Source organism: Sorangium sp. So ce448 (assembly GCF_051520915.1).
In the GTDB taxonomy this organism is placed as follows: Bacteria; Myxococcota_A; Polyangia; order Polyangiales; family Polyangiaceae; genus Sorangium; species Sorangium cellulosum_B.
Map to the genome: position 1 here is coordinate 12,709,136 of NZ_CP150343.1, position 26,018 is coordinate 12,735,153.

The following is a 26,018-nucleotide window of genomic DNA, read 5'->3' on the forward strand; positions in this document are numbered from 1 at the left end:
GACCCTGATGTGCTTCATCATTCGGGGAGCACCGGGCTCGCCGTGCAACCCACCAGGAGAAGGACTCGATATGGGCCAGAAGACCGACCTTGTGCTGGGCGCGACCCTCGACCTCGTCGCCGAGAACGCCGTCTTCAAGAACCAAGACAACCAGAAGACAGCCGCCACCGTCTCGGCCGGCTCCAGCGGCAACGGCGAGGTGACCCTCGCCGGGGGCGCGAGCCGCAACGACGCCGCCGGGCTCCACGTGCTCGATCACAACGGCAACCGGGTGGTCAGCATTCGTAAGGGCGCGGTCACGCCCGCGGACATCGCCGCGACCCGCGTCTTCCTCGATGGGGAGTTCGGCAACGCCATCCTCGGCGGCGGCGGCGCCGACGGCGATCTGGTGTTGAGGAGCGGGACCGGCGGCGCCCTGGTGCACATCTCCGCCGCCGCCGGCGCGGGCGAGGGCAACACCGTGAACCCGGCCAACCACCCCGAGGCGAACATCCGGATCAACGGGTTCGGCATCGTCGAGGTCGCGGGGGCGTCCTCCCTCTGCATGAAGAGCCCGAACGGGGCGACGACGGTCGAGCTGCAGGGCGTCACGGGCCGGGTCGACGCCCGCGATATCCGTCTGGGCGCGGGGCAGGGGCAGATTCAGAGCCTCCTCGACTACATCCGCAAGCTCGAGGAGCGCATCACCCGGCTCGAGGGTGGGCGCTGAGCGATGGCCAGGATGAAATTCGTGGCCTTCGGCGACTCGGTCGTCTGGGGGCAGGGGCTGCGACCCGAGCAGAAGTTCGTTTACAAGGCGGCCCGGGGCATCGCCGCGATCGAAGGGGTGGAGTTCCAGGGCTCCGACCTCACCAACCGCGCCCACAGCGGGGCTTCCATCGACACCAGCCAGGAGTTCCGGGAAGAGTTCAGCCGGGTCTGGGCCTACCTCTGGGACAACGAGGCGGGGCGCCAGAAGTTCCGGCAGGGGGGCATCCTGCCCACCGGGACCTTGCCGCAGGAGCTCTCTGCCCGGTTCCCCACCGTCCTGGAGCAGATGCGCGAATACGCGCCGGGGCCCGATCGCTCGGTCGATGTGGTCTTCGTGGACGGGGGAGGCAACGACCTGAACTTCACCAGGTATCTCCACCCCGAGAGCACCCAGGCCGCCGATCTCGAGGAGGCCGAGCAGATCCTACGGGATCGCTACCGCAGGCTGCTCGGCGAGGCCCTGATGCGCTTCCCCAACGCGACGGTGGTCGCGACGGGATATTACCCCCTCCTCAGCCCCGACACGGACATGGAGAGGATGAAGCGGCTGTTCTACTTCTTCAAGGACGTCGCCGGCTGGCAGCAGTCCGTCAACGACGCTCTCTACAGCGACGCCCAGCCCGCGGTGCTGGCCGCGCTCGGGGTGCTGGGGGTGCTCCTCGTCCCCTACCTCATCTACAAGCAGGCCATGGGCGAGTCCACGCCCAAGTTCCAGGACGTGGAAGCGATGGTCCGCTACTCGAAGGGGCGAGTCTGGCAGATCTACCAGTTCGCCTCGACCATCATGCGCGAGGAGGTGCTGGACGCCCGCTCGGCGCGGCTCCTGTTCTGCGAGCCTTTCATCGGCCGTGAGAACGCGCTGTTCGGTCCCGCGCCGAAGGTCTTCGAGTCGTACGACCCCGACAACATGGCCGATCCCGTGGCCCAGGAGCGTCGGCGCCTCGCGGACGTGGAATACCAGAAGATCGTTCGGCACTTCGGCTTCCCCGGGGCCGTGCCTCCCTACAGCGTCACCGATCCTTGGTTCACGGGGGTCTACGACCACTTCCAGGACACCCTCGATACCTGGCGGCAGATGAGCTTCCTCCACCCGAACGAGGCCGGCGCGGACGCCTACGTCGAGTCGATCCTCCACGCCTACCGGCTCCGGCGATCCGGCTCGCTCCGCGGCACCATCCTCTCCAGGGGAGGGAGCCTCCGGAGGGAGAACCACATCGAGAAGAGCAGTGCGATGAGCATCGCGACGTGGAGGACGCTCTCCAAGATCGATTTTGCCCGGGTGCGCATCACCGGGACGCTGAACCTCTTCCGGTACATGGAGGGCGCGTTCGACCTGAAGCTAAGGCTCCTCCTGAAGCACCCGAAGGGCGAGCGCGGGCCGCTGGATCTCCCCATCCGGACCGATGCAGGCGCGTACTACTCCGACGCTACCGGGAGGAAGTTCTACGACGAGAAGGACTTCCCCCGCAACAGCACGCTCACCCGGAACTACATCCTGCTGATCGACAAGCTGCGCGAGAGCGGCGGAGACACGCTATTTTACTCCGATCTCTCGGCGGTCGAGCTGTGTGGCACGGTGGTGCCCGGCGCGCAGCCCACGTATCTGCCCGAGAAATTCGGGAGCCGTCCTGCGGCCGAGATGAACCGGATGTTCGAGCGCCTGGAGATCTCCATCGACGGGGGCTGGAACGTGGCGGACGTATGGAGCGGCGTGTGGGAGCCGAGCGATGGAAAGGTGGCGCTCAGGTTCCCGGTGACATGAGGCCGCGCGGCCGGCGCCCGACGTTCCCTGGCCCGCTTCTGACGTCACAAACGACCTCCGGCGGTCGAAACCCCAGAGAATCAGCGCTTGGAGGCGGGCTCCGCGTCGAAAGCAACCTGTCGGGCGCCTTCATGACGAGCGGAGGATTCGAGGCGTCGGATCTCACCAGGATGCGCGCGTGAAGTACGTGCCGTGCTCGAGGTCGGCGAGCAGCCCCGCCTTCTCGGGCTTCCAGCCGAACCGCGCCTGCGTGAGCGCGCTCGACGCGGGGGTGTCGAGCGCGAAGAACCCGCCGAGCCAGCCGAAATGCTCCTTGGGGACCGACTCGACAGGCAAACCGAGCTTGCGGCCGATCACGCCGGCGATGTCCCGGGTCGGGATCCCCTCGTCGCCGATCGCGTGGAGTCGCGCGCCGGCCGGCGCCTTCTCGAGCGCGAGGACGAACAGCCGCGCGGCGTCGAGGCGATGCACCGCGGGCCACCGGTTCTCGCCGCCACCGACGTACCCGGAGCGCCCGGTCTTGCGCGCGATCTCGATCAGCATGGGGACGAACCCGTGATCGCCGTCGTCGTGGACCGACGGCGGCAGCCGCAGGGAGGACACGCGCACGCCGCGGCTCGCGAACGAGAGGGCGAGCTGCTCGGAGGCGGCCCGCAGGCCCCCGGCCGACGCGTCGGGCGCCTCGTCCTCGGTGGCGACCCGGCCCGGCGCGAAGCGCGCGATGCCGGAGGCGATCACGAGCGGGCGCCCGGAGCCGGCCAGCGCGCCGCCGAGCGCCTCGATCGCGCCGCGGTCCTTCTCGCAGTTACCGGCGTAGTCGGTGAAGTCGTCGTGGGAGAACGCGCAATGGATCACCCCGTCGCAGGCGGCGGCGCCGCGGCGCAAGCCATCGAGATCGGTGAGCGAGCCGCGGTGGACGTCGACGCCGGCGGCGGCGAGCCGTTCGGCGGACGCGTCCGAGCGCGCGAGGCCGAGCACGCGGTGGCCGGCGCGCGCGAGCTCGGGGACGATGGCAGATCCGATGAAGCCGCTGGCTCCCGTGAGGAAGATACGCATGGGACACCTCTCCTTGGTTCGCGATCCACCATGGCACCGCCGCGGCGCTCGCGAAATACACGGCCGTCTCCAGTTCTTGCCCGATCGTCTACGCGAGGCTACGCTGCCACCGTGGTCCACGGGAGCGACGCGCTGAAGAACGTCATCGCGCGCTGGTGCCCCAGCGACGGCGTGCACGCCTCGCCGGTGCCCGGAATTTCTTGCATCAAAGTCTCGCGCCCTCAGCAACGCGCGAAGCGGCACTGGCGCGCGTCGTTCTGCATCGTCGTCCAGGGCACGAAGGAGATCCTGCTCGAGCGGCAGGTCTTTCGCGAGCGGGAGCCGCACTACATCGTCAGCCCGATCGACCTGCCGGTGACGAGCCGGGTGATGGGCGTTTCGCCGGCGCAGCCGCTCCTCGGCCTGAAGATGGACTTCGATGCGGCCCTGCTGCGCGAGGTGGCGGCGCAGCTCGACCGCGCGCGGCCGGAAGCGCTCGAGAACTTGGGGCGCGTGATCTTCATCGGCAAGGCGAGCGACCGCATGCTCGACGCCGCGGTCCGGCTGGGCGCGCTGCTCGAGACGCCCGAAGACGCGACCGTGCTCGCGCCGCTCGTAAGGAAGGAGCTGATCTTTCACCTGCTGAAGGGCCCCGACGGCGCGGCGATCCGCCAGATCGTGCGCGCGGGCAGCCAGGCGCACCGCATCGCCGAGGCGGTCTATCACCTGCAGGCGTCGCTCGACGAGGACGTCGACATCGCCGCGCTCGCGCGCGCCGCAGGGATGAGCCGGGCGGCGTTCTTCAAGCGGTTCAAGGAGGCCACCGCGATGAGCCCGCTCCAGTACCAGAAGCGCCTGCGCCTGCTCGAGGCGCGCCGCCTGATGGTCGAAGAGGGCGTGGGCGCCGAGGTCTCGGCGTTCCAGGTCGGCTACACGAGCGCCTCGCAGTTCAGCCGCGAGTATTCGCGCATGTTCGGCAACTCGCCGCTGCGCGACGCCCGCGCGCTGCAGCAGAAGGCCGCGGTCGTCCAGGACATGTAGTCCGGCCGCTTCCAGCGGCGTCCTTCGTTTCCGCTCCCACATCCCGCCCCCGTGGCCGCCTCGATCTGAAAGATCGAGCTCGCCCAGAAACCGCTCGGCGCCTTCGCCGTAGGACTGGGCGCCGCTCGACACGAGCGGGGCGGCGCGCCGATCGCCGAGGCATGCAGCCGTATCCGGACACGGGCTCGCCCGTGGACGCCGCACGACGGCCGCAATGCTCGCATGGCGCGCTGCGGTCAGCGCAAACCATCAGAGAATGGAGAGGCAGCTATGAGAAGCTCAATTGGCGCCCTGTTGCTCGTATCCCTCGCGTCGGCCTGTCTGAGCGCCTGCGGGGGTGAACCCGAGAGCCCCGCGGACGGCCGGCGCGCCGTGGGATTCGTGTTCGTGGGGACGAACCATAACAACACGCACGACGCCGGCGAACCTGCCAACCAGGTCACCGTGTACCGCAGGTTCGCCGATGGATCGCTCGAGCTCGCCGATCACGTCGACACCGGCGGCCAGGGGTCCGGGCCCTCGGCGCGCTTCGCCGGCGACGGCCTCGGCTCGTCCCATTCGATGGTGCTCAGCCAGGACCGGGCATTCCTCCTCGTCACGAACGCCGGCAGCGACACGCTCTCCGTGCTCCGCGTCGGAAAGGACACCCTCGAGGTCACCGACGTCCAGCCCACGAGCGATGGCGCCGGCCCGGGCTTCCCGAACAGCGTCACCCAGCACGGCGATCTCGTCTATGCGCTGAACGGCGCCGGCGCGGGGAGCGTCACCGGCTTCCGCCTGAGCGACCAGGGGAAGCTCACGCCGATCCCCGGCTCGACCCGGCCGCTCTCCGCGAACCAGGCCAGCCCGCCGGACACGCTGTTCAACCCGGCGCAGGCGTCCTTCACGCCGAACGGGAGGCAGCTCGTCGTCACGATCAAGGACGGGCCCGCCGCGGGCCTGATCGACGGCGTGACCCCGACCGGCCCGAGCCGTGTGCTCGTGTTCGACGTGCTCGAGGACGGCCAGCTCGCGCAGACGTTCACGCGGACCGACCTCGACAACGACGGCCCGTTCGGGTTCTCGTTCGACGCGGCCGGGCACCTGCTCACGGCCATGTTCGTTGGCGGTGATGATCTCGCCGGCGCGGCCGGATCGTTCCAGATCAACGCGGACGGGACGCTCACCCCGATCACGCGGACCGCGAAGGTGAGCCAGCTCGATCCGTGCTGGCTCGAGAACAACGGGGAGTTCGCGTTCACCGCGAACTACACCTCGGGCACGATCTCGAGCTTCCGTATCGGCGACGACGGCAGCCTGACGGTGCTCGACGAGCAGGCCGGCCTCACCGACGAGCGCGCTGGCACCCCCGGCGCGAGCCAGCAGGGCTCGACGCCGCTCGATCTCGGCATCAGCCCCGACGGCCGGTTCCTCTATGACGTCCTGCCGGGTTCGGGGAGCGTGGGCGCCTGGCGGATCGAGGACGACGGCAGGCTCACCAAGGTCGGCGAATACGGCGGGCTCCCCAGGACCGTCGATGGCGACAGGGCGCCGGAGGAGCGCTTCGGCCCCGGCGGGAGCCCGGCCGGCATCGGCGTCCTCTGAGCCTCACGGGCCCATTCCACCGCATCCATCAACGCTCATCCCAAGGAATCGAGTCATGACCAACGCTGCGAAGAACGATCGACGCGCTGTCTACGTGATGACCAACGCGACCCCGAATGCCATCCAGGTGTTCCACCGCGCGGGCGACGGCACGCTCTCCCCGGGCGCGTCCTACCCGACGGGCGGGAACGGCCACGCCCCGAACCCTCCGCTCGGCTTCCCGATCCTCGAGTCCCAGAGCGCCCTGGTCCTCAGCCGGGACGGGCGCATGCTCTTTGCCGTCAACGCAGGGAGCGACACCATCTCCTCGTTCGTCGTCCGCCGAGGCGGGGAGCTCCAGCGGGTCGGCCTTGTCTCCTCGAACGGCGCTCGCCCGGTCTCCCTCGCGCTGCACGAGGGCGTGCTCTACGTCGCGAACGCGGACAGCAAGAGCATCCAGGGATACCGGGTCGGTCCCACAGGAGAGCTGACGATGCTCGCCGGCGCCTCGCGCTCGCTGAGCGGCTCCGGTATTGCCACCATTGCGTTCAACCGGACGGGTGATGTCCTGGTGATCGCGAGCCGCGGGGACGGCGAGCCGATGGGGAGCCTCGAGACGGTCACCGTCGACGATCACGGGATGCCCGGGCCGGTCCGCCGGCAGGACGTGGTGAAGGCCGGCCAGGCGCCGTTCGGCTTCACGTTCGATCGGCGCGGCCACGTCATCCTCTCGAACCTGTCGCTGACCGGCGACAGCTCGGTCTCGCGCTACAGCGTCGCCCCCACCGGGGAAATGCGGCTCATCGCGGAGCAGCGCATCTTCACGACCGCTGCGTGCTGGGTGGCGACCGCGACCGCCGGCCCCTCGACGTTCGCGTTCATCACGTCGGCGGGCTCGCGCTCTGTCACCGCCCTCCGCGTCGACCGGAGCGGCGGCCTGACGCCGGTGGGGCCGCTGAGCGCGACGGAGCAGGCGGCGTTCACGAGCGGGCTGGCCCTCGATTGCGCCGTGAGCATGGGCGACGACTTCCTCTACGTGCTGAGCCCTGACGGCTTCAGCGTGCCGCCCTTCACGGGCGCGGGCCCAGCCGTCGTGCACGGCTACCGGATCGAGCCGAGCGGCGCGCTGACCTCGCTGGGCCCGCCGGTAGGCCGCTTGCCCCAGGGCGCCACCGGGCTCGCCGCGGTGTAGCCGGGGCGATGCGGCAGGCGCCTCTCACGGACCGCAGGAATCTCGAGAGCCCGGCCGGCGCCCGACAGCGCCGTTCCGGGCTGCGTGCTTCGTGGATGAGCTTGGGGCAGCGAGCGGCGGGTCGGTGGGTGGCGTGGGGTTCGGCGAAGTCCCAGCGCTGTGGCTCGGCGCCGAGACGTGTGTGCCGCGCGGAGGCATCATTCGAGGAGAGGAGCCAAGAGGAGCAAACGCCTTCTCGGGAATCAAGAGATGTCATGCCGCAGCCGGCCCTCCAGACCCGCCGCAAACACCAGGCCAGGACACGACGAGAAGCGCATCTATCGGATATTCCGGCCCATCATGTGACCCCCCGCCCGCTGGCGGCGCGGGAACACCGCCCGCCCCGCCGACCCGCCTCGCACGGCCCTCGCGCCCCGGCGCGCGCCCCGCGAACCCGCGTGCCCCTGTCGGCTGGGGCACGGTATGCTTGTCGCACCATGAAGTACTCTCCCTGCCTGCTCCTCTCGGCGCTTCTCGCTGGCGCCTGCGGAGGTGGCGAGGCACACCCATCGGGTCCGACCATGACCGCAAGCTCCTCTCTGCTCCCCACCGCGGCCAGCGCCGCGCCCGCCCCCGCCGCCGAAAACCCGAGCCGCCCCGCGTACCCGCCCACCCGCGTCGCCCCGGTGACGAACGCCGTGCATGGGGTCGAGATCACCGACCCGTACCGCTGGCTCGAGGACGGCAGCGCGCCCGAGGTGAAGGAGTGGATGAAGGCTCAGGACGCGTTCACGCGCGCCGAGCTCGCCCGGCTCCCCGAGCGGGACGCGATCGCGTCAAGGCTGAAGCAGCTATTCTACATCGACGCGGTCTCCGCGCCGCGCCACCGCCGGGGCCGGTACTTCCTGAGCCGGCGGCACGCGACGAAGGAGAAGTCGGTCGTCTACTGGAAGGAGGGAAAGAGCGGCGAGGAGCGCGTGCTGTTCGACCCGAATACCTGGTCCGAGGACGGCAGCGTCTCGCTGGGCGGATGGGAGGTGTCGTGGGACGGCAAGAACGTCGCCTACAAGATCCAGCAGAACAACTCGGATGAAGCGACTCTTCATGTGATGGATGTCGCGTCCGGCAAGCGCTCCGAGGTGGACGTCATCGAAGGGGCCAAGTACGCGGTTGCGTCGTGGACGCCCTCCGGCGACGGCTTCTACTACGTCTGGCTCCCCACGGACCCGTCCATCCCGATCGCCGAGCGGCCGGGTTACGCCGAGGTGCGCTTCCACCGGCTCGGCCAGGATCCGAAGCAGGATCGCGTGGTCCGCGGCAGGACGGGCGATCCAAGGACGTTCCTTAACGCGTCCCTCTCCAAGGATGGCCGCTTCCTGGTGCTCACCGTCTCTCACGGGTGGACCTCGGCTGACGTCTATTTTCGCGATCTCCGCAGGCCGGGCGGCCAGGCCGCGGACAAGCCGCTCGCGGTCGGGCGCGACGCCCACTACACCGTCGAGGTCTACAAGGACCGGTTCTACGTCCACACCGACGAGGGCGCGCCGCATTACCGCGTCTTCGAGGTCGATCCGGACAGGCCGGATCGCGCCGCATGGAAGGAGATCGTCCCGGAGCGCCCGGACGCGACGCTGGACAGCGTCTCCATCGTGGGTGGGCACCTCGCGCTGAGCTATCTCAAGGACGCTTCGAGCCGGGTCGAGGTGCGCGCGCTCGACGGCAAGCTGGTCCGCGAGGTCCCGCTGCCGGGCATCGGCACCGTCGGCGGCCCTTCCGGGCTGCCCGACGAGGACGAGGCGTATTTCTCGTTCGAGTCCTACACCTCGCCTCACGAGATCCACGCGACCTCGATCAAGACGGGTCGGACCGAGCTCTACGCGCGCATCGAGGTGCCCATCGATCCGTCGCCCTTCAGCGTCGAGCAGGCCTTCTTCCCCTCCAAGGACGGCACGAAGATCTCGATGTTCATCGTCCGCCGCAAGGACATGAAGAAGGACGGGAGCTCCCGCGCGCTGCTCTACGGCTACGGCGGGTTCCAGATGTCGCAGACCCCCGCGTTCACCTCCTCGATGTACCCCTGGCTCGAGCGGGGCGGCGTGTACGCGGTGGCGAACCTGCGCGGCGGCGGCGAGTACGGGGAGGCGTGGCACCGGGACGGGATGCTGCTCAAGAAGCAGAACGTCTTCGACGACTTCATCGCCGCCGCGGAGCACCTGGTCGGCGAGGGGTACACGCGGCCCGAGCGGCTCGCCATCCAGGGCGGCTCGAACGGCGGCCTGCTCGTCGGCGCCGCGCTCACGCAGCGACCCGACCTGTTCGGGGCCGTCCTCTGCGGCGTCCCCCTGCTCGACATGGTGCGATACCACCTGTTCGGCTCCGGCAAGACGTGGATCAGCGAGTATGGCTCCGCCGACGATCCGGAGCAGTTCAAGGCGCTCTACGCCTACTCCCCCTATCACCACGTCCAGTCGGGGAAGCGGTATCCGCCGGTCCTCCTGCTGTCGGCCGACAGCGACGATCGGGTCGACCCCATGCACGCGCGCAAGTTCGCCGCCGCGCTGCAATCCGCGAGCGCGGGCGGTCCCGTCCTGCTCCGCATCGAGCGGAATGCCGGGCACGGCGGCGCGGATCTCATCAAGTCGGCGGTCGCGAAGGGCGCCGACCAGATCTCGTTCGCGCTCTGGGCCACGAGCGCGCAGGCGCCGTCCATCAAGCAGTGAGGCGCGGGACGCGCGCCGCGGGCGGGGCGACGGACAGGCTTGCGGCTCCGCGCCGCGACGGCTAACAACGCGCCGCTGTGCGAACGCTTCACCCCGTAGCCGGGGCTTCCCGCCGCGGGCCTCTGATCTCGCGCCCCCTCGCGGCCGCCGTCTCGGCGCTCGCGGAGGGCCCGCGCGCGCCGCTCGCGGACCTCGCCGATCCTGCGGCGGTGCTGGCCGGGCTCATGGACCTGCACGGGAGCGTCTCGCTCGCGCGCGAGCTCTCGCTCCTCGACCGCCACGCCGCGCCGCCGCCGGCGTCCGGGGGCGCTCGCGCCGAGGTCCGGGCGCTCGCCGCCGATCACCTCGGCGAGCTCGCGGAGGCGCTCGACCAGGTGTTCGCCGCGCCGTTCCACCGGCGGAACAGGCTCCCCGACGCGGCGGCGGTGCACGCGACCCTGGAGCAGACCGGGCTGCTGCCCGCGCGCGCCGCCCGCGACCGCGCGGGGCGCCCGCTCGCGTCCGCGGTGGGGCAGATCTGGGAGCCGTTCGGGGAGCTCACGGGCCGCCTCCTCGGCCGCATCCGGCTCGAGACGCGCGCGCTGCGCGAGGAGCTCGCGCCTTCGCTGCGGGCGCTCGGCCCGGAGGCGGCGCGGCTCGAGCGGCTCGACGCCGCGATCTCCGCCGCGACCCAGAAGCGGCGCGAGCGCGCGCTCGCCGAGCTCGTCCCCGGGCTCTCGCGCGCCTTCGCGCGGGCCTTCCGCGCGGCCGTGGGCGCGCTGCCGGAGGCGGCCGGGCTCGAGGACGTCGCGGGCTGGTTCGGGCAGGAGCAGTGGCTCCTGCGGGAGCTCCAGCGCATGGAGCTCGTGGTCCAGGCGGTGCTCGCGCACGAGGCGGGCCGGCTGCTCTCGCTGGTCGATGGGGCGGCGGCGGCGGGCGCGCCCGCGTAGCTCGCGGGGGGCTTCACGATGCGGCTCGCGACGGCGCGGCAGTGGACGACGCGGATCCTGGTGCTCCTCACCGGCGGGGTCGGCCTCGCCCTCGTGGGGCGGGCGGCGCTCGTCTATCGCGGGGCGGATCCGCTGGCGTACCGCCTCGTGCAGCTCATCGCGCTGGGGCTCGCGCTCGGCACGCTCGAGCTGTTCGTGCGCGCGGGGCGGGCCGCCTCGATCGAGCGCGAGCTCGGCGCGCTGCCGCGGCCGGCGACGCGGGCGGCGATCGAGCAGAGCGGCGCCCCGCTCCGAGCGATGCTCGAGGCGCGGATCGCCGGCGCGGCGCTGCCCCCGGCGAGCACGACGTTCGCGTCGTACCTCGTCGGCCTGCTCGTGATGATCGGGCTGCTCGGCACGTTCCTCGGCCTGTTCGAGACGCTGCGGGGGGCCCGTGAGGCGCTGACGCTGAGCGCCGACGTCGACGCGCTGCGGGAGAGCCTGGCCGCGCCCATGCAGGGCCTCTCGCGCGCGTTCGGCACGTCCGCGGCGGGCGTCGCGGCGTCGGGGATGCTCGGGCTCGCCGGCGTGCTCCTGCGCCGGGCCGAGGCGCGGGCCGCGGTGGCGCTCCAGGTCTACGCGTCGGGCCCGCTCGCGGCGCTCACGGTGGCGGGGCGGCAGCTCGCGGCGCTGGAGGCGCTCGCGCGGCAGGGCGAGGCGCTCCCCGCCGCGGCGGCGTCGCTCCGCGAGGCGACGGGCCGGCTCGAGCGCCTCGAGGAGCGGCTGCTCGCGGTCCAGGTGGAGGGCGCGCGCCAGGCCGCCGCCTCGTTCGCCGCGGCCGCGGCCGAGGTTCGCGGCGACATCGCCGCGGGCCTCCGGCAGACCGCCGACGTCGCGGCGAGCGTGGTCAGGCCGATCCTGGCGGAGGCGGTGGAGCGCGCTGGCGCGGTCGCGGGCGGCGCGCTGCAGGCGGTCGAGCGGCGCCTCGACGAGGAGTCACGCGCGCGGCGCGAGGCGGACGTCGCGTCGGCAGCGAGGCTTGAGGGCCAGGCGGAGCGGCTGTCGTCGGTGGTGGGGGAGGCGATCGAGCGGCTGGAGCGAGCGCACGCGGCGCGCGCAGCGGAAGCGGCGAAGCGGCAGGCGGAGCTGGACGCGGAGCGTGCGGCGCACCTGACGTCGCTGGGCGAGGCGCTGTCGGGCGCGCTGTCGGAGGCGGCGCGAGCGGCGCAGGCGGCGCCGGAGGCGGCGTCGCGGCTGATCGGGGAGGCGTCGGAGCGGCTGTCGGCGCGCGCGGAGGCGGACGCAGCGCGGGACGTGAGGCTGGACGTCCTGCTGGAGAAGCTGTCGGAAGCGACGGCGGGGATGGCCGGGAGCGCGCGGGAGCAGGCGGAGCGCGTGGCTGCGCTTGCGGAGGCGGCGGAGCGCAGCGGCGCGGAGCGCGAGGCGCGCGCGGAGGCACGCGTGGCCGCGCTGGGCGAGGCGGCGCGGGCGCAGCTGGCGGAGCAGGCGGCGCGGCTGCTGGCGTTCGAGGAGCGGCTCGACGGAGCGCGGCGGGAGGCGGCCGACGGGCTCGCCGAGCGGCTCAGCGCCCACGCCCGCGGCCTCGGCGAGAGCCTGGCGCAGCTGGAAGGGGGCGTGGCGTCGCGGCTGGAGCGGATGGAAGAGGGCGTGGCGTCGCGGCTGGAGCAGCTGGAAGGGGGCGTGGCGTCGCGGCTGGAGCGGATGGAAGAGGGCGCTGCGAAGCGGATCGAGCGGCTCGACCAGGAGGCCGCCGCGCGCCGGCGCGAGCTGGAGACGGCGTCGGCGTCGAGGCTGGAAGGCCAGGCGGAGCGGCTGTCGTCGGTGGTGGGGGAGGCGATCGAGCGGCTGGAGCGAGCGCACGCGGCGCGCGCAGCGGAAGCGGCGAAGCGGCAGGCGGAGCTGGACGCGGAGCGTGCGGCGCACCTGACGTCGCTGGGCGAGGCGCTGTCGGGCGCGCTGTCGGAGGCGGCGCGAGCGGCGCAGGCGGCGCCGGAGGCGGCGTCGCGGCTGATCGGGGAGGCGTCGGAGCGGCTGTCGGCGCGCGCGGGGGCGGACGCAGCGCGGGACGCGCGGCTGGACGCGCTGCTGGAGAAGCTGTCGGAGGCGACGGCGGGGATGGCCGGGAGCGCGCGGGAGCAGGCGGAGCGTGTGGCCGCGCTTGCGGAGGCGGCGGAGCGGAGCGGCGCGGAGCGCGAGGCGCGCGCGGAGGCGCGCGTGGCGGCGCTGGGCGAGGCGGCGCGTGCGCAGCTGGCGGAGCAGGCGTCGCGGCTGCTGGCGTTCGAGGAGCGGCTCGACGGAGCGCGGCGGGAGGCGGCCGACGGGCTCGCCGAGCGGCTCAGCGCCCACGCCCGCGGCCTCGGCGAGAGCCTGGCGCAGCTGGAAGGGGGCGTGGCGTCGCGGCTGGAGCGGATGGAAGGGGGCGTGGCGTCGCGGCTGGAGCGGATGGAAGAGGGCGCTGCGAAGCGGCTCGAGCGGCTGGACCAGGAGGCCGCCGCGCGCCGGCGTGAGCTCGAGACGGCGTCGGCGTCGAGGCTGGAAGGCCAGGCGGAGCGGCTGTCGTCGGTGGTGGGGGAGGCGATCGAGCGGCTGGAGCGAGCGCACGCGGCGCGCGCAGCGGAAGCGGCGAAGCGGCAGGCGGAGCTGGATGCAGAGCGTGCGGCGCACCTGACGGCGCTGGGAGAGACGCTGTCGGGCGCGCTGTCGGAGGCGGCGCGAGCGGCGCAGGCGGCGCCGGAGGCGGCGTCGCGGCTGATCGGGGAGGCGTCGGAGCGGCTGTCGGCGCGCGCGGAGGCGGACGCAGCGCGGGACGTGAGGCTGGACGCGCTGCTGGAGAAGCTGTCGGAGGCGACGGCGGGGATGGCCGGGAGCGCGCGGGAGCAGGCGGAGCGGGTGGCCGCGCTTGCGGAGGCGGCGGAGCGCAGCGGCGCGGAGCGCGAGGCGCGGGCGGAGGCGCGCGTGGCGGCGCTGGGCGAGGCGGCGCAGGCGCAGCTGGCGGAGCAGGCGTCGCGGCTGCTGGCGTTCGAGGAGCGGCTCGACGGAGCGCGGCAGGAGGCGGCCGACGGGCTCGCCGAGCGGCTCAGCGCCCACGCCCGCGGCCTCGGCGAGAGCCTCGAGGCAACCGCAGCGGTGGTGCGGGAGGCCTCGGAGCTCGTGCGGGCCGGCGGTGCCGAGATGACATCCGTGGCGGAAATGTTCACCGTTGCGGTTGACCGTTACCGCGACGCGAGCGATCGCTGGCTGAACAGCCTGGGGGCGATCGAGGACGCGATCGAGCGCCGGGAGCACGGCGAGGCGACGGACCTCCTCGGCGCTTACCTCGACCAGACCCGTGAGGTCTTCGATCACTCGCTGCAGTTCCAGCGCGAGCTCTTCTCCGAGCTGCGGGCGCTGAGGAGCAAAACGAGCTGATGCGCCGCGCCTCGCGTGCGTGTGGCCCTGGTCTCTCGCGCCTCGAGATGGTGGGCTCCGCGGATCGTGGCGAGAGCTCACCGCGTTTGCTGACGTCAGCCGCGAGAGCGAGGCGATGTCCCTGACGCCGGCCGAAGACGACGTCCCTGAGCAGGCGGCGGTCTGGCCTGTCTTCGGCGACCTCATGGCCTGTCTCTTCGGCCTCTTCGTGCTCTTTTTCGTCTGGGCGATCTCGTTTCAGGTCGATCTGGCCCGCGATCTCGCCGCCGAGCGCGCCACCCGCGCGACGGAGCGCGCGCGCCTGGAGTCGCTCGAGCGCGCCCTGGCCGGACCGCTGGCCGAGGGAAGGATCACCCTGACGGAGGGGCGCATCGGGATCCGCGGCAGCATCCTGTTCGAGCTCAACTCGGCCGAGCTTCAGCCTGCGGGCGTCGCGCTGCTCCGCGCGCTGGCCGATCCGCTCAAGGCGTACCTCGAGCATCATGACGAGCTCATCATGGTGAGCGGTTTCACGGACGACCGCCCGCTCACGAGCTCGTCCCGCGGTTTTGCCGACAACTGGGAGCTCTCGGCGCAGCGAGCGCTCACGGTGACGCGGGCGCTCGCCGCGGCGGGTGTCCCCGACGCGTCGCTGTTCGCGGCCGGCTTCGGAGAGCGGCACCCGGTGGCGCCCAACGACACGAGCGAGAACCGGGCGAAGAACCGCCGGGTGGAGATCTCGCCGATCCCGCGGCGAGGCGCGCCCTGATGACATCCACGTCGGATTTTTCTCCGACAACGACAACGCCCTCCCAACCCGGGTTGGCCGCGTCCGCTCAACCCGGGTTGGCCGCGCCCCCCCAACCCGGGTTGGCCGCGTGCCCCCAACCTGGGTCGCCCCCGGCCGACGCGCGCCTCGCCGCCCTGCGGGCGGCCGGCGCCCACCGCTTCGACCCCGCGGGCTACCGCCTCGTCGAGGCGCTCCTCGAGCGCGCTCGCGCCCTCGACGGCGGCGCCCGCGCGCGCCTCGCTGCCCGCGCCTCCGCGCGGCTCGCGGCGCTCGACGCCGCCTTCCACCGCGCCCGCGCCGACGCCGAGGCCCACCTCCGCGCCCTCGCCGACGCCGGCCTCCCTCACGACGGCGCCCTGGCCGCGGCGCTCGCGCTCGGCGATTTCCCCGCCGTCGTGAGGGCCGCCCGCCGCCGCCTGCGCGCGCTCGCCGCCGAGCGGAAGACGACCGCCGTCCCCTCGCTCGCGCGCCTCCGCGGCGAGGTGGCCGCGCGCGACGTGCGCCTCCCCGGGCCGCTCGCGCGCGATCTCGCCGAGCTCCCGTGCGACGGCGACGTCGTCGAGCGCCGGGTGAAGCGGCAGGCCCAGGCCCTCAGCAGCGCGCTGTCCACCGCGCTGTTCCACGAGTCGCTGGTGAGCGCGCGCGCCACGCTCGCCGTCGCGCGCGCGGCCGACAACGTGCCGGAGGACGCCGGCCCCTACAACGCCCAGGTGCTCGCCTCCCGGGCGCTCTGCGCCGCAGAGCGGCTCTCGGAGCACTACCTGCGCGCGCTCGTGGCCGGCCTCCAGGACCTCGGCGCCCTGGCCGCCGCGCTCGAGCCGCAGCCCGAGAAGCCAGCGCGGAAAAAAGCCGCCCCTCGGAACACGAGCGACCCCGCCCCTCGCCGACGGCCGGCCCGGTCCGTCCGAAAAAAAGAATCCCTTTTTCGCGGATCGCGTTAGGTAAGTAGTCCCCATGCTTTGCTCGCCAGGCCGATCGCTCGCTTCCCTCGCGCTCTTCCTGCTCGCCAGCTCCTGCTCGTCCTCGCCCGACAAGGTGCAGAGCGGGCCGCTCACGCCGCCGCTCAAGCAGTGCGGCACCGAGGTGGTCAAGCGCGGCGACGGCTACAACGGCGCGGCGCGCGAGTGCATCTGGCAGGCGTACAGGAACCACGACCCGAGCGAGTTCACGACCACGCGGTACACCATCGAAGGTGATCCCGTCACCTACCGCCTCGAGGTCACGCTCACGGGCGTCGTGGTCGTCGTGAACAGCAAGGATCGCTACGCGCTCCGGGGCGTCTTCCGCCACGAGTGCCGCAACCTCGAGCGCATCATGCAGGAGGGCACCGAGGACGAACGGTTCGGCTTCGCGCTGAGCGCGTGCTCCGGCGGCGGCGCCGACCGGTTCGCGGTCCCGTGACGAGGCCGCCGCGCGCCGGCGTCCCCGGCTCGGCCCGGCGGCCCGGTCGGCTCGCTGGCCCGGCGGGAGGCCGCCCCGGAGCCGCGGCAAATCAAGACGTTGGAAACGGAACGGCGACGGGCGCGCAACGTGGGGCGCAATCGCGCACCGTGCCGAGCTCTGCGCGGACGGCCGCGGGCGGGCGCGCCCCGAGGCCTGATCTGGTGGACGCGACCGATCCTTGGCGCGTAGGCTCGCTGGGAGCAGTCGGAGCGGGCGGCAAAGATGAGCAGACGAAGCACCCCGTGTCGCGCGATCGGTCCGAGGAAGGCGCCGGAAGGGTGTGGATGACGCGATGACGGAAGACGCGCGCCCGTCGTCCGGCAGTCCGGCAGAGCGTGCCTGCGAGCACGCTGGAGGGAAGCGCCGTGCAGCGTCACCTCGTTTTTGAAGCCGCCGGGATCAGCCATCCTGGCATGGTCCGAGACACGAACGAGGACAGCTTCGCGATCCTCGAGCACCGGGGGCTGTTCCTCCTGGCCGACGGCATGGGCGGGCGCGCCGCCGGGGAGGTCGCCTCGCGCCTGGCGATCGATACGGTGCGTGATTTCTTCGACGACCCGGACTCCACCTGGCCTATTGCCGTCGGCGTGGGGCCGCCCACGACGCGGGGCTCGGAGGCGCGCTACGTCGATCAGGGGCTCCCCCTGCTCGTCGCGGGCATCCAGCTCGCGAACGGCCGCATCTTCTCCGCCGCGCGCCGCGACCGGGAGAAGCGCGGCATGGGCACCACGATCGCGGCCGTGCTGGCGCGCGACGGCTTCATCGCGGTCGCGCACGTGGGCGATAGCCGCGTATACCGCCTCCGCGATCATCACCTCGAGCAGCTCACGCGCGATCACTCGCTCGTCAACGAGTGCATCCGGCTCGGCCACCTCCTCCCCGAGCAGGCCAGCTCGTTCCCGCTCCAGCACGTGATCACCCGCGCCCTCGGCACCGACGAGGCGGTCGACGTCGAGACGCGGATCGACGCCATCGAGGGAGGGGATGTCCTCCTGCTCTGCTCAGACGGCCTGTCCGGCGTGGTGTCGGCGCAAGATATCGCAAGTATCCTGGCGACCCAGGCCGATCTGGCCGAGATCGCGTCCCGGCTCGTCAAGCGTGCCAACCAGAACGGTGGCCCCGATAACGTCACCTGCGTTGTCGTGCGCTGGCGCGCTTCGCCCGGCGGCCCGACCAGGCGCTGATCCGCGCGCCCGCGCTGCCGCTCCGGCGGCGTGAGGGCGAGAGCATTGCGCTCAGCCCGCCAGTTTTTCCATGGAACACCGCGTGCCAGGAGGTGCCAGAGAGCGTGCCACCGTGTTAATGGCGGTGGGAATCCCAATGGGCGCGCGAACGAACGGATCCACACACCCGCAATCCATCGAATCCCCGTCCGGGCGCGCGGCGCTGAGCAAGCCGGGGAAGGGCGGCTCCTCGGGCGCGCGGCGCGCCGGCCCGGCGGCGACGGAGCTCGATCCTGCGGAGCACCACCGGCCGGCGCTCAAGCTCCTCGACGCGGCGCGCGAGCCGGATTTCATCGAGGTGCTCGGATCGCGGGAGCACAACCTCCGCATCGATCGGCTGGAGGTGCCCAAGCGGAAGCTCGTGGTGTTCACGGGGGTGAGCGGCTCGGGCAAGTCGAGCCTGGCGTTCGACACGCTCTACGCCGAGGGGCAGCGGCGTTACGTCGAGACGCTGAGCTCTTACGCGCGCCAGTTTCTGGGTCAGCTCGAGCGCCCGCAGGTCGAGCACCTGCGCGGCCTGTCGCCGACCATTGCCATCGAGCAGAAGAGCGCGTCGAGCAACCCGCGCTCCACGGTCGGCACGATCACGGAGGTCTACGATTACCTGCGCGTGCTCTATGCGCGCGCCGGCGAGCAGCATTGCCACCTCTGCGGCAAGCCGGTGAAGGCGCAGAGCTCGGAGCAGATCGTCGACGAGCTCCTCGGGATGCCGGAGGGGACGAAGTTCGTGCTGTTCGCGCCGCTCGTGACGCACCGGAAGGGGGAGTTCAAGGACCTGTTCGAGGAGCTCCGGGGCCGCGGCTTCGTGCGGGTCGAGATCGACGGGGCGCAGCACCGGCTCGACGAGCTGCCGAAGCTCGACAAGAAGCTCAAGCACACCATCGCGCTCGTGGTGGACCGGCTGGTCGTGCGGGCGGACGAGCGCCAGCGCATCACGGAGGGGGTCGAGCTCGCGCTCCAGGAGGGGCGCGGCGAGCTCCGGGTCGAGCTCCAGGCCGACGAGGGGGCGTCCGGGAAGCGACGCCGTCCCGACGCCCCGCTGCTGTTCAGCGCCGCGCGCTCCTGCTGCGGCCAGAGCTTCCCCGAGCTCTCGCCGCAGAGCTTCTCGTTCAACAGCCCGCTCGGCATGTGCGGCGCCTGCAACGGCCTCGGCACCCGCCTCGAGATCGATCCGGCCCTCGTGATCCCGGATCCTGCGCTGTCGATCCGGGAGGGCGCCATCGCCCCCTGGGCGTCGGCCATGGCGCGCGGGGAGGGCTGGACGTTCCGCATCATCGACGCCGTGGCCAAGGCGTGCGCTGTCGACCTCGACGTGCCCTGGCGCAAGCTCGGGGCGAAGAAGCAGGAGATGGTGCTCCATGGCCTCTCCGGCAAGCGCATCGCGGTGACGTGGGGGAAAGAGGGGACCGAGACGCACGGCACCTGGGGCATGAAGTTCGAGGGCGTGATCCCCAGCCTGATGCGCCGGTTCCAGCAGTCGTCATCGGAGTCGGCGCGGGACGCTTATCGCAAGTTCATGAGCGAGCGCCCGTGCGACGCCTGCGGGTCCCGGCGGATGCGCCCCGAGTCGCTCGCGGTGCGCGTCGCGGCCAAGGGGATCGCCGACGTCACCGCGATGACGGTGAGGGACGCCTACGAGCATTTCGCCCGGCTCGAGCTGCCGGGCAACCGGCAGAAGATCACGGAGGGGGTGCGGCGCGAGATCACGAGCCGGCTCAGCTTTCTCCTGAACGTGGGGCTCGACTACCTGACGCTCGACCGCTCGGGGCCGACGCTGAGCGGCGGCGAGGCGCAGCGCATCCGGCTGGCGAGCCAGCTCGGCAGCGAGCTTTCCGGGGTGATGTACGTGCTCGACGAGCCGAGCATCGGCCTGCACCAGCGGGACAACCAGCGCCTCATCGAGACGCTGCGGCGCCTGAGGGATCTGGGCAACACGGTGCTCGTGGTGGAGCACGACGAGGAGACGATCCGGGCCGCCGACTACGTCGTGGATTTCGGCCCCGGGGCCGGGCACCTCGGCGGCCGGGTGATGGCCGCGGGGACGCCCGAGGAGATCGCGCGTGACCCCGAGAGCGTGACCGGGGCGTACCTGGCGGGGCGCGCGCGCATCGAGGTGCCCGAGGCGCGGCGCGCGCCGCGCGGGTGGCTGGAGATCCTGGGCGCGGCCGAGCACAACCTGAGGAGCATCGACGTCCGCTTCCCGCTCGGGGTGCTGCTCGCGGTGACCGGGGTGAGCGGCGCCGGCAAGAGCTCGCTGGTGAACGGCATCCTCCTGCCGGCGCTGGGCCGGGCGCTCCACCGCAGCACCGAGCCGGTCGGCGCGCACCGCACGATCCAGGGGCTCGAGGCGCTCGACAAGGTCATCGCGATCGACCAGAAGCCGATCGGCCGCACGCCGCGCTCGAACCCGGGGACGTACACGAAGGCGTTCGACCAGATCCGCGAGATCTTCGCCGAGCTGCCGGAGTCGCGCGCGCGCGGCTACGGCCCGGGGCGGTTCAGCTTCAACGTGAAGGGCGGGCGCTGCGAGGCGTGCAGCGGCGACGGCATGGTGAAGGTGGAGATGCACTTCCTCGCCGACGTCTATGTCCCGTGCGAGGTGTGCGCCGGCAAGCGGTACAGCGCGCAGACGCTCGCGGTGCGGTTCAAGGGCAAGAGCATCGCGGACATCCTCGACACAAGCATCGAGGATTGCCTGCGTCTCTTCGAGCACCACGTCGCGCTGCGCCGCGTCCTCGAGACGCTTGTCGAGGTCGGACTCGGGTACATGAAGATCGGCCAGAGCGCGCCGACGATGAGCGGCGGCGAGGCGCAGCGCGTGAAGCTGAGCCGGGAGCTCGGCAAGAGCCAGACGGGGAGAACGCTCTACGTGCTCGACGAGCCCACGACGGGCCTGCATTTCGAGGACATCCGCAAGCTGCTCGGAGTGCTCCACCGGCTTGTCGACGCGGGGAACACGGTGGTGGTGATCGAGCACAGCCTCGATGTCATCAAGTGCGCGGACTGGGTGATCGATCTCGGGCCCGAGGGCGGCGCCGGAGGCGGACGGGTCATCGCCGAGGGGACGCCGGAGCACGTCGCGAAGGTGAAGGGGTCGTATACAGGGCAGTTCCTTAGCCCCCTTCTCGCCCCCAGGCGTTAACCAAGCCCCGCGCCGCGTTCTCCTACATCCGAACGTGGTCGTGAACGTTTACGTGGTCGTGAACGTGGTCGTGGTCGTGGTCGTCAACGTTAGGCCGTGAACGACCACGACCACGACCACGACCACGTTCACGACCACGACCACGTAAACGTTCACGTTGGTGACCGATGGGGCGGGCTTCGCGCGCTGGGTGCAACCGAACGAACTCGATTGACGCCGATGCCCTCTTCTCCTGTGCGGGCGCCGGCCGCGCGGGGATGGATCATCTGGGGCAGAGTGGGGCAGAGAACGTCTGCGACGGCTCCTTCCGACGCGCCTGAGACAGACGCGTTTGTGATTTGCGTCGCTCGCTGACCATCCATTTCAGACAAGCGCGATATTCATTGGTGTCGCCCATAACGTATGCATTCGATCGGCTTGCACCGCGCTGCAAAAGCGCGTAGCCGGGATCGATGGACACCAACGTGTCCAGGAGTGCGCGAGCACCCGACCAGCACCTTCAGCAAAAAAGCACCATGAGTTCTCGTGCCAGCGGGGCTGTCGTACAGGCCCCTGCGCTCGAGATCCGTTGACGGGAGGGCCCATGCAGATCTCGAAGCATGCTCTATTTCTCGGCGTAGGACTGTGGGTGGGCTCCGCCTCGGCGGCGGCGTGCTCCGCCAGCGGCTCGTCGGCGGGCGACCCTCGGCCTGGGACCACCTCCAGCGGCGGCGGCTCGGGCGGCGACGCCGTCGGGTCGATGAGCTCCAGCGGCTTCGGCGACGACATCGGCGCCGGCACCGGGGGCGGCGACGTCGGCCCCGAGCTGGCCGGCGACCCGAAGACGTGCGCGGAGGCCGCCGCGAGCAAGTCCTATATCGGCTGTGACTTCTGGCCCACGGTCACAGCGAACATCGTCTGGTCGATCTTCGACTACGCGGTCGTCGTCGCGAACGCCGGCGACGAGATCGCCGAGGTCGAGGTGACGCGCGCCGGCGCCGCGGTGGCGCGCGCCGAGGTCAAGCCCAACAGCCTGAGCAAGATCTACCTCCCCTGGGTGCGCGAGCTGAAGGGGCCCGACGCCACCCATTGCACCGGAGGAGACTCGATCACGAGCTCCGTCCGCGTCGACGGCGGCGCTTACCACCTCGTCTCGACAAGGCCGGTCACGGTCTATCAATTCAACGCGCTCGAGTACAAGGGAGAGGGCGGCCCGTCCGGGAAGGACTGGTCGTCCTGCCCTGGCAACGAGCCGTGCGCGGCCAACGACGGAGAGCCCTTCGGCTGCTTCTCCTTCACCAACGACGCGTCGCTGCTCCTGCCGAGCACCGCGATGACAGGCAACTACCGCATCACGGGCCAGCGCGGCTGGGCGCAGGCGGACTTCGGCGGCTACATCGTCATCAGCGGGATCCAGGACGGCACCAGCGTCACCGTGAACGTCGCCCAGGGAGGCTCGGTGGTCGCGGGCGACGGAATCCCCCGGACGAGCGGCGGCGGCAGCTTCACCGTCCAGCTCGACGAGGGGGATGTCGTCGAGGTCCTCGGGCACCCGAGGAGCGACCTCAGCGGCAGCCTCGTCACCGCGACCCGCCCTGTCCAGGTGCTGACAGGCATCCCGTGCGTGCAGGCGCCGGTCGGCCACCAGGCCTGCGACCACATCGAGGAGTCCGTGTTCCCCGCCGAGACGCTGGGCAAGCGGTACTTCGTGACGGTCCCGACGTCGCCGGGCGGCCGCGTCATCGGCCACATCGTGCGCCTCTACGGCAACGTCGATGGCACGGCGCTGACGTACCCGTCCGGCAAGCCGGACGGCGCGCCGGCCACCATCGACGCTGGCCAGGTCGTCGACCTCGACGTGGTGAGGCGGGATTTCGAGGTCGTGGGAGACCACGAGTTCGCGGTCAGCACGTTCATGCTGGGCGCCGAGATCGTCGACGCGGACACCGAGCCTCGCCAGAAGGGCGATCCGTCGCAGAGCCACCCCACCGCGGTCGAGCAATACCGCTCCAAGTACGTCTTCCTCGCGCCGAGCGACTACGATGAGAGCTACGTCGACATCATCCAGCCGCTCGACGCCACGATCACGCTCGACGAGGGCTCCGTCGATGTCGCCCCGACCCCGATCGGCAACGGCTCCGGCTTCGGTGTCGCGCGTGTCCGGCTCGGCCCCGGCAACGGCGGCGCGCACGTGCTGACCGCCTCGGCGCCCGTCGGCATCCAGGTGCTCGGCTACGGCGCCTACACGAGCTACCAGTACCCTGGCGGGCTCAACCTCGTCGTCATCGCGCCCCCGCCGCCCCCGCCCCGCTGACCCCGCGCGCGCCGCGCTGGTTGTCTTTCCCGGTCTCCTGAACTAGCACCCTCGCATGACGGACGAGCCGCGCTCCTCGGCACGTCGCGCCCGCCGCGCCGCGCTCTTCGTCGTCCTGGCCAGCCTCGCCTTCGCCGTGAGCGGCCCGCTCGCCCGCTATGCGCGTCCGGTCCACCCGCTCGCCATCGCCTTCGGCCGGGTCGCCCTCGCCGCCATCGCGCTCTCCCTGCTCGACCTGCGCGCGATCGCCCGCTCGGCTGCCCGCCTCTCGCCGCGCCATGCCGCCGCCGTCCTCTGCGCCGGCCTCCTGCTCGCCGTCCACTTCGCGCTCTTCCTCTGGGGGCTCGACCGCACGTCCCTCGCCGCGGCCCTCTCGCTCGTCTCGCTCGAGCCGCTCGCCGTCGTGCTCTGCGCATGGGCGTTCTTCGGCGTCCGCCCCACGCGCTCCGAGCAGGCGGGAGTGCTGCTCGCCACCGTCGGCGCGCTCGTGGTCGCGCGCTCGGCCGGCGCCGGCGATCACCGGCTCTCGGGCGACCTCCTGGTCGTCGGCGCCACCCTCCTCTACGGTCTCTACGTGTCCTTCGCGCGCGGGCTCCGGGACGCGCTGCCGGCGCGGAGCTACGCCGCCCTCGTCTACGGCAGCGCCGCCGTCTTCCTCGCCGTGGCGCTCCCGTTCGCGCCCGGCGCGCTCGAGGGCATCGCTCCGCCGCCGGCCCACGCCGCCGTCGCCATCGTCGCGCTCGCGCTCGTCCCCACCGTCGTCGGCCACACAGCGGTCCAGATGGCGGCGCGCCGCATGTCCCCGTCCATCGTCGCGCTCGTGTCCCCCGGCGAGACGCTCGGCGGGATCGCCATCGGCGCCCTGTGGCTCCACGCCACCCCGACCGCGCTCGAGATCGCGGGCGCCGCGGTCATCCTCGCCGGCGCCACCGTCGCGATCCTCGGGTCGAGCTCGTCCGCGGCCACGAGCGCAGGCTGACGCGCCCCTCCGGCGCGGCGTGCAGCCGTGACAGCGTGTGTCCGTGCAGCGATCGCGCCGAGCGCTCACCAGCTCTGCTGGGACAGCGTTTGAACAGCGAGGCGAGGAGACAGGCAGTATTTGAAGGTCTCCTCCCCCTCTCCTCGCCTCCCCGTGAATCTCCGACGAATCCAAGGGGATGCCTCAGGAGTTTGCCTGCGCGCGCCGCTCCGGTCGGACTCCGCGCCACGAATACAGGGATTTCGCGGGAGAGCCGCCCGCGCGCGCTTGACGGTCGATGATTCGAAAGAACGCTTCGCCCATGTACGGTGGGCTGTTTCGAAACATCCTGTTCCCTTTCTACGAGACCCGTTTGAGGGGCAGGGAGACCCTGAAAGACCTGGAGCGGATAGAGCGCTCCCAGTGGCGATCGGAGAACGAGATTCGCGATCTCGCCTTCCGGCGGATGCTCGCCGCGCTCCAGTTCGCCGAGCAGCACGTCCCGTTCTACCGGGCGCGCTTCGCCGAGCACGGCGTGCGCGCCGCCTCGGTGAAGGCGCCGGAGGACCTCCTGCGGTTCCCCGTCCTCACGAGGGCCGACCTCCGCGCCCACGGGCAGGACCTCCTCGCCGAGGGCTTCGTCGGCCGGCTGTATGCGAGCGGCACGGGCGGGTCGACGGGCGAGCCGGTGCAGTTCCGCTTCGATCACCGCACCTACGAGCGCCGCATCGCGGCCGCCATGCGGTCCGACGGGTGGGCGGGCGCCCGGCTCGGCGACCGGGAGCTCCACCTGTGGAGCACCGTGCTGGTCAGCGAGACGCTCGCGAAGAAGGCCAAGCGCTCCCTCCACGAGGCCATCCTCCGCAAGAAGATGATCTCCGCCTTCGACCTGTCCGACCGGCGCCTCGCCGCCTTGCTCGACGAGATCGCGCGTTACCGGCCGCAGCTCATCGTCGGGTACGCGAGCGCGCTGTACCACGCGGCGCGCTACGCGCTCTCGGACGGCCGCGCGCTCCCCGCGCCGCGCGGCATCGTCACGAGCGCAGAGCGGCTGTTCGCGCACCAGCGCGAGGCCATCGAGCGCGCGTTCGGCGCGCCGGTGTTCGATCGGTACGGCTGCCGGGAGCTCATGCTGATCGCCGCCGAGTGCGATCGGCACGCCGGCAAGCACATCAACATGGAGAACGTGTTCGTCGAGCTGCTCTGCGACGGGCGCCACGCCCTCCCCGGCGAGCCCGGCGAGGTCGTCGTGACCGACCTCGTCTGCCGCTCGATGCCGCTCATCCGCTACAAGAACCAGGACGTCGCGATCGCCGCCGGCGCGCCGTGCGCGTGCGGCCGCGGGCTGCCGATGCTCGCCTCGGTCGAGGGCCGCGTCCTCGACCTGCTCGTCGGCCCCGACGGCGAGCTGCTCGCCGGGGAGTTCTTCCCGCACCTCATCAAGGACCAGCCGACGATCGCCCGCTACCAGGTCCACCAGGACCGGCGGCGCGCGCTCACGGTCAAGCTCGTCCCGGGCAAGGGCTTCCAGCCCGAGACCGCGCGGCTCATCGAGCGCGTCGTCCGGCAGCACCTGGGCGAGCGCGCGGAGGTCTGTGTCCAGATCGTCGACGACATCCCCCTCACGAGCGGCGGCAAGCACCGGGTCACCCTCTCCGAGGTCCCCGTCCAGCTGGGCCGGGGGCGCGCAGCGTGAGCGTCGCCGGGGTCGCGCGCGCCCCTGTCGCGCCCGACCCCGGCGACGCCCCCCGGCGGCGCGCGGCTGCCGGGAGGCTCGAGCGGCGCCGGCGCCGGCCGCGCCGCGCGCTGCG

Annotated in this window: 17 protein-coding genes; 16 read left to right on the plus strand and 1 reads right to left on the minus strand. The window is 72.0% G+C overall.

Annotation, left to right across the window (positions count from 1 at the left end):
• Positions 1 to 70: 70 nt before the first annotated feature.
• Together WMF45_RS47765 and WMF45_RS47770 are read left to right on the plus strand one after the other, a co-directional pair.
• On the plus strand, positions 71 to 709 hold the full coding sequence (locus WMF45_RS47765) for a hypothetical protein (protein ID WP_437713677.1): 639 nt from the start codon (positions 71 to 73) through the stop codon (positions 707 to 709).
• Positions 710 to 712: 3 nt separating this feature from the next.
• On the plus strand, positions 713 to 2,512 hold the full coding sequence (locus WMF45_RS47770) for an SGNH/GDSL hydrolase family protein (RefSeq protein ID WP_437713679.1): 1,800 nt from the start codon (positions 713 to 715) through the stop codon (positions 2,510 to 2,512).
• A 162-nt stretch (positions 2,513 to 2,674) separates the two neighbouring features.
• Here WMF45_RS47770 and WMF45_RS47775 read toward each other — a convergent pair whose 3' ends face one another.
• Entirely contained in the window at positions 2,675 to 3,568 is an 894-nt protein-coding gene (locus WMF45_RS47775; protein ID WP_437713680.1) for an SDR family oxidoreductase, read from the minus strand.
• Between the two features lie 111 nt (positions 3,569 to 3,679).
• Between WMF45_RS47775 and WMF45_RS47780 the strand changes: the two genes are divergently transcribed.
• The 14 genes from WMF45_RS47780 to WMF45_RS47845 all read left to right on the plus strand — a co-directional run bounded on the left by WMF45_RS47780 (position 3,680) and on the right by WMF45_RS47845 (position 25,903).
• The gene (locus tag WMF45_RS47780; protein WP_437713682.1) at positions 3,680 to 4,588 is read left to right on the plus strand and encodes an AraC family transcriptional regulator; all 909 of its coding nucleotides are present in this window, start codon (positions 3,680 to 3,682) and stop codon (positions 4,586 to 4,588) included.
• A gap of 270 nt (positions 4,589 to 4,858) precedes the next feature.
• Entirely contained in the window at positions 4,859 to 6,172 is a 1,314-nt protein-coding gene (locus tag WMF45_RS47785; RefSeq protein ID WP_437713684.1) for a lactonase family protein, read from the plus strand.
• 55 nt (positions 6,173 to 6,227) lie between these two features.
• A complete protein-coding gene (locus tag WMF45_RS47790) occupies positions 6,228 to 7,343 on the plus strand; it encodes a lactonase family protein (RefSeq protein WP_437713686.1) in 1,116 nt (371 codons plus the stop codon).
• Positions 7,344 to 7,903: 560 nt separating this feature from the next.
• The gene (locus WMF45_RS47795) at positions 7,904 to 10,042 is read left to right on the plus strand and encodes a prolyl oligopeptidase family serine peptidase (RefSeq protein ID WP_437713688.1); all 2,139 of its coding nucleotides are present in this window, start codon (positions 7,904 to 7,906) and stop codon (positions 10,040 to 10,042) included.
• Between the two features lie 77 nt (positions 10,043 to 10,119).
• Entirely contained in the window at positions 10,120 to 10,971 is an 852-nt protein-coding gene (locus WMF45_RS47800) for a hypothetical protein (RefSeq protein WP_437713690.1), read from the plus strand.
• Between the two features lie 18 nt (positions 10,972 to 10,989).
• The gene (locus WMF45_RS47805) at positions 10,990 to 14,379 is read left to right on the plus strand and encodes a hypothetical protein (protein ID WP_437713691.1); all 3,390 of its coding nucleotides are present in this window, start codon (positions 10,990 to 10,992) and stop codon (positions 14,377 to 14,379) included.
• A 115-nt stretch (positions 14,380 to 14,494) separates the two neighbouring features.
• Positions 14,495 to 15,127: an OmpA family protein gene (locus WMF45_RS47810; RefSeq protein WP_437713693.1), complete on the plus strand. Its 633-nt coding sequence runs from the start codon at positions 14,495 to 14,497 to the stop codon at positions 15,125 to 15,127.
• A gap of 101 nt (positions 15,128 to 15,228) precedes the next feature.
• The gene (locus WMF45_RS47815) at positions 15,229 to 16,089 is read left to right on the plus strand and encodes a DUF2894 domain-containing protein (protein ID WP_437713695.1); all 861 of its coding nucleotides are present in this window, start codon (positions 15,229 to 15,231) and stop codon (positions 16,087 to 16,089) included.
• 13 nt (positions 16,090 to 16,102) lie between these two features.
• Complete coding sequence (locus tag WMF45_RS47820; protein WP_437713697.1) at positions 16,103 to 16,549, plus strand: hypothetical protein; 447 nt, start codon at positions 16,103 to 16,105, stop codon at positions 16,547 to 16,549.
• A 455-nt stretch (positions 16,550 to 17,004) separates the two neighbouring features.
• Complete coding sequence (locus WMF45_RS47825; protein WP_437713698.1) at positions 17,005 to 17,775, plus strand: PP2C family protein-serine/threonine phosphatase; 771 nt, start codon at positions 17,005 to 17,007, stop codon at positions 17,773 to 17,775.
• Positions 17,776 to 17,911: 136 nt separating this feature from the next.
• Positions 17,912 to 20,956, plus strand: coding sequence for an excinuclease ABC subunit UvrA (gene uvrA, locus WMF45_RS47830; RefSeq protein WP_437713700.1), 3,045 nt, complete (start codon positions 17,912 to 17,914; stop codon positions 20,954 to 20,956).
• Positions 20,957 to 21,539: 583 nt separating this feature from the next.
• Positions 21,540 to 23,249 carry an IgGFc-binding protein gene (locus tag WMF45_RS47835; RefSeq protein WP_437713702.1) on the plus strand — a complete coding sequence of 570 codons (1,710 nt, stop codon included), beginning with the start codon at positions 21,540 to 21,542 and terminating at the stop codon, positions 23,247 to 23,249.
• A 55-nt stretch (positions 23,250 to 23,304) separates the two neighbouring features.
• On the plus strand, positions 23,305 to 24,228 hold the full coding sequence (locus tag WMF45_RS47840) for a DMT family transporter (RefSeq protein WP_437713704.1): 924 nt from the start codon (positions 23,305 to 23,307) through the stop codon (positions 24,226 to 24,228).
• 301 nt (positions 24,229 to 24,529) lie between these two features.
• A complete protein-coding gene (locus WMF45_RS47845) occupies positions 24,530 to 25,903 on the plus strand; it encodes a phenylacetate--CoA ligase family protein (protein WP_437713706.1) in 1,374 nt (457 codons plus the stop codon).
• The last annotated feature ends 115 nt before the right edge of the window (positions 25,904 to 26,018 follow it).

Coding starts and splice junctions, on each gene's coding strand:
- WMF45_RS47765 (WP_437713677.1), top strand. CDS start 71: ATGGGCCAGAAGACCGACCTTGTGCTGGGCGCGACCCTCGACCTCGTC.
- WMF45_RS47770 (WP_437713679.1), top strand. CDS start 713: ATGGCCAGGATGAAATTCGTGGCCTTCGGCGACTCGGTCGTCTGGGGG.
- WMF45_RS47775 (WP_437713680.1), bottom strand. CDS start 3,568: ATGCGTATCTTCCTCACGGGAGCCAGCGGCTTCATCGGATCTGCCATC.
- WMF45_RS47785 (WP_437713684.1), top strand. CDS start 4,859: ATGAGAAGCTCAATTGGCGCCCTGTTGCTCGTATCCCTCGCGTCGGCC.
- WMF45_RS47790 (WP_437713686.1), top strand. CDS start 6,228: ATGACCAACGCTGCGAAGAACGATCGACGCGCTGTCTACGTGATGACC.
- WMF45_RS47795 (WP_437713688.1), top strand. CDS start 7,904: ATGACCGCAAGCTCCTCTCTGCTCCCCACCGCGGCCAGCGCCGCGCCC.
- WMF45_RS47805 (WP_437713691.1), top strand. CDS start 10,990: ATGCGGCTCGCGACGGCGCGGCAGTGGACGACGCGGATCCTGGTGCTC.
- WMF45_RS47810 (WP_437713693.1), top strand. CDS start 14,495: ATGTCCCTGACGCCGGCCGAAGACGACGTCCCTGAGCAGGCGGCGGTC.
- WMF45_RS47820 (WP_437713697.1), top strand. CDS start 16,103: ATGCTTTGCTCGCCAGGCCGATCGCTCGCTTCCCTCGCGCTCTTCCTG.
- WMF45_RS47825 (WP_437713698.1), top strand. CDS start 17,005: ATGGTCCGAGACACGAACGAGGACAGCTTCGCGATCCTCGAGCACCGG.
- uvrA (WP_437713700.1), top strand. CDS start 17,912: ATGGGCGCGCGAACGAACGGATCCACACACCCGCAATCCATCGAATCC.
- WMF45_RS47835 (WP_437713702.1), top strand. CDS start 21,540: ATGCAGATCTCGAAGCATGCTCTATTTCTCGGCGTAGGACTGTGGGTG.
- WMF45_RS47840 (WP_437713704.1), top strand. CDS start 23,305: ATGACGGACGAGCCGCGCTCCTCGGCACGTCGCGCCCGCCGCGCCGCG.
- WMF45_RS47845 (WP_437713706.1), top strand. CDS start 24,530: ATGTACGGTGGGCTGTTTCGAAACATCCTGTTCCCTTTCTACGAGACC.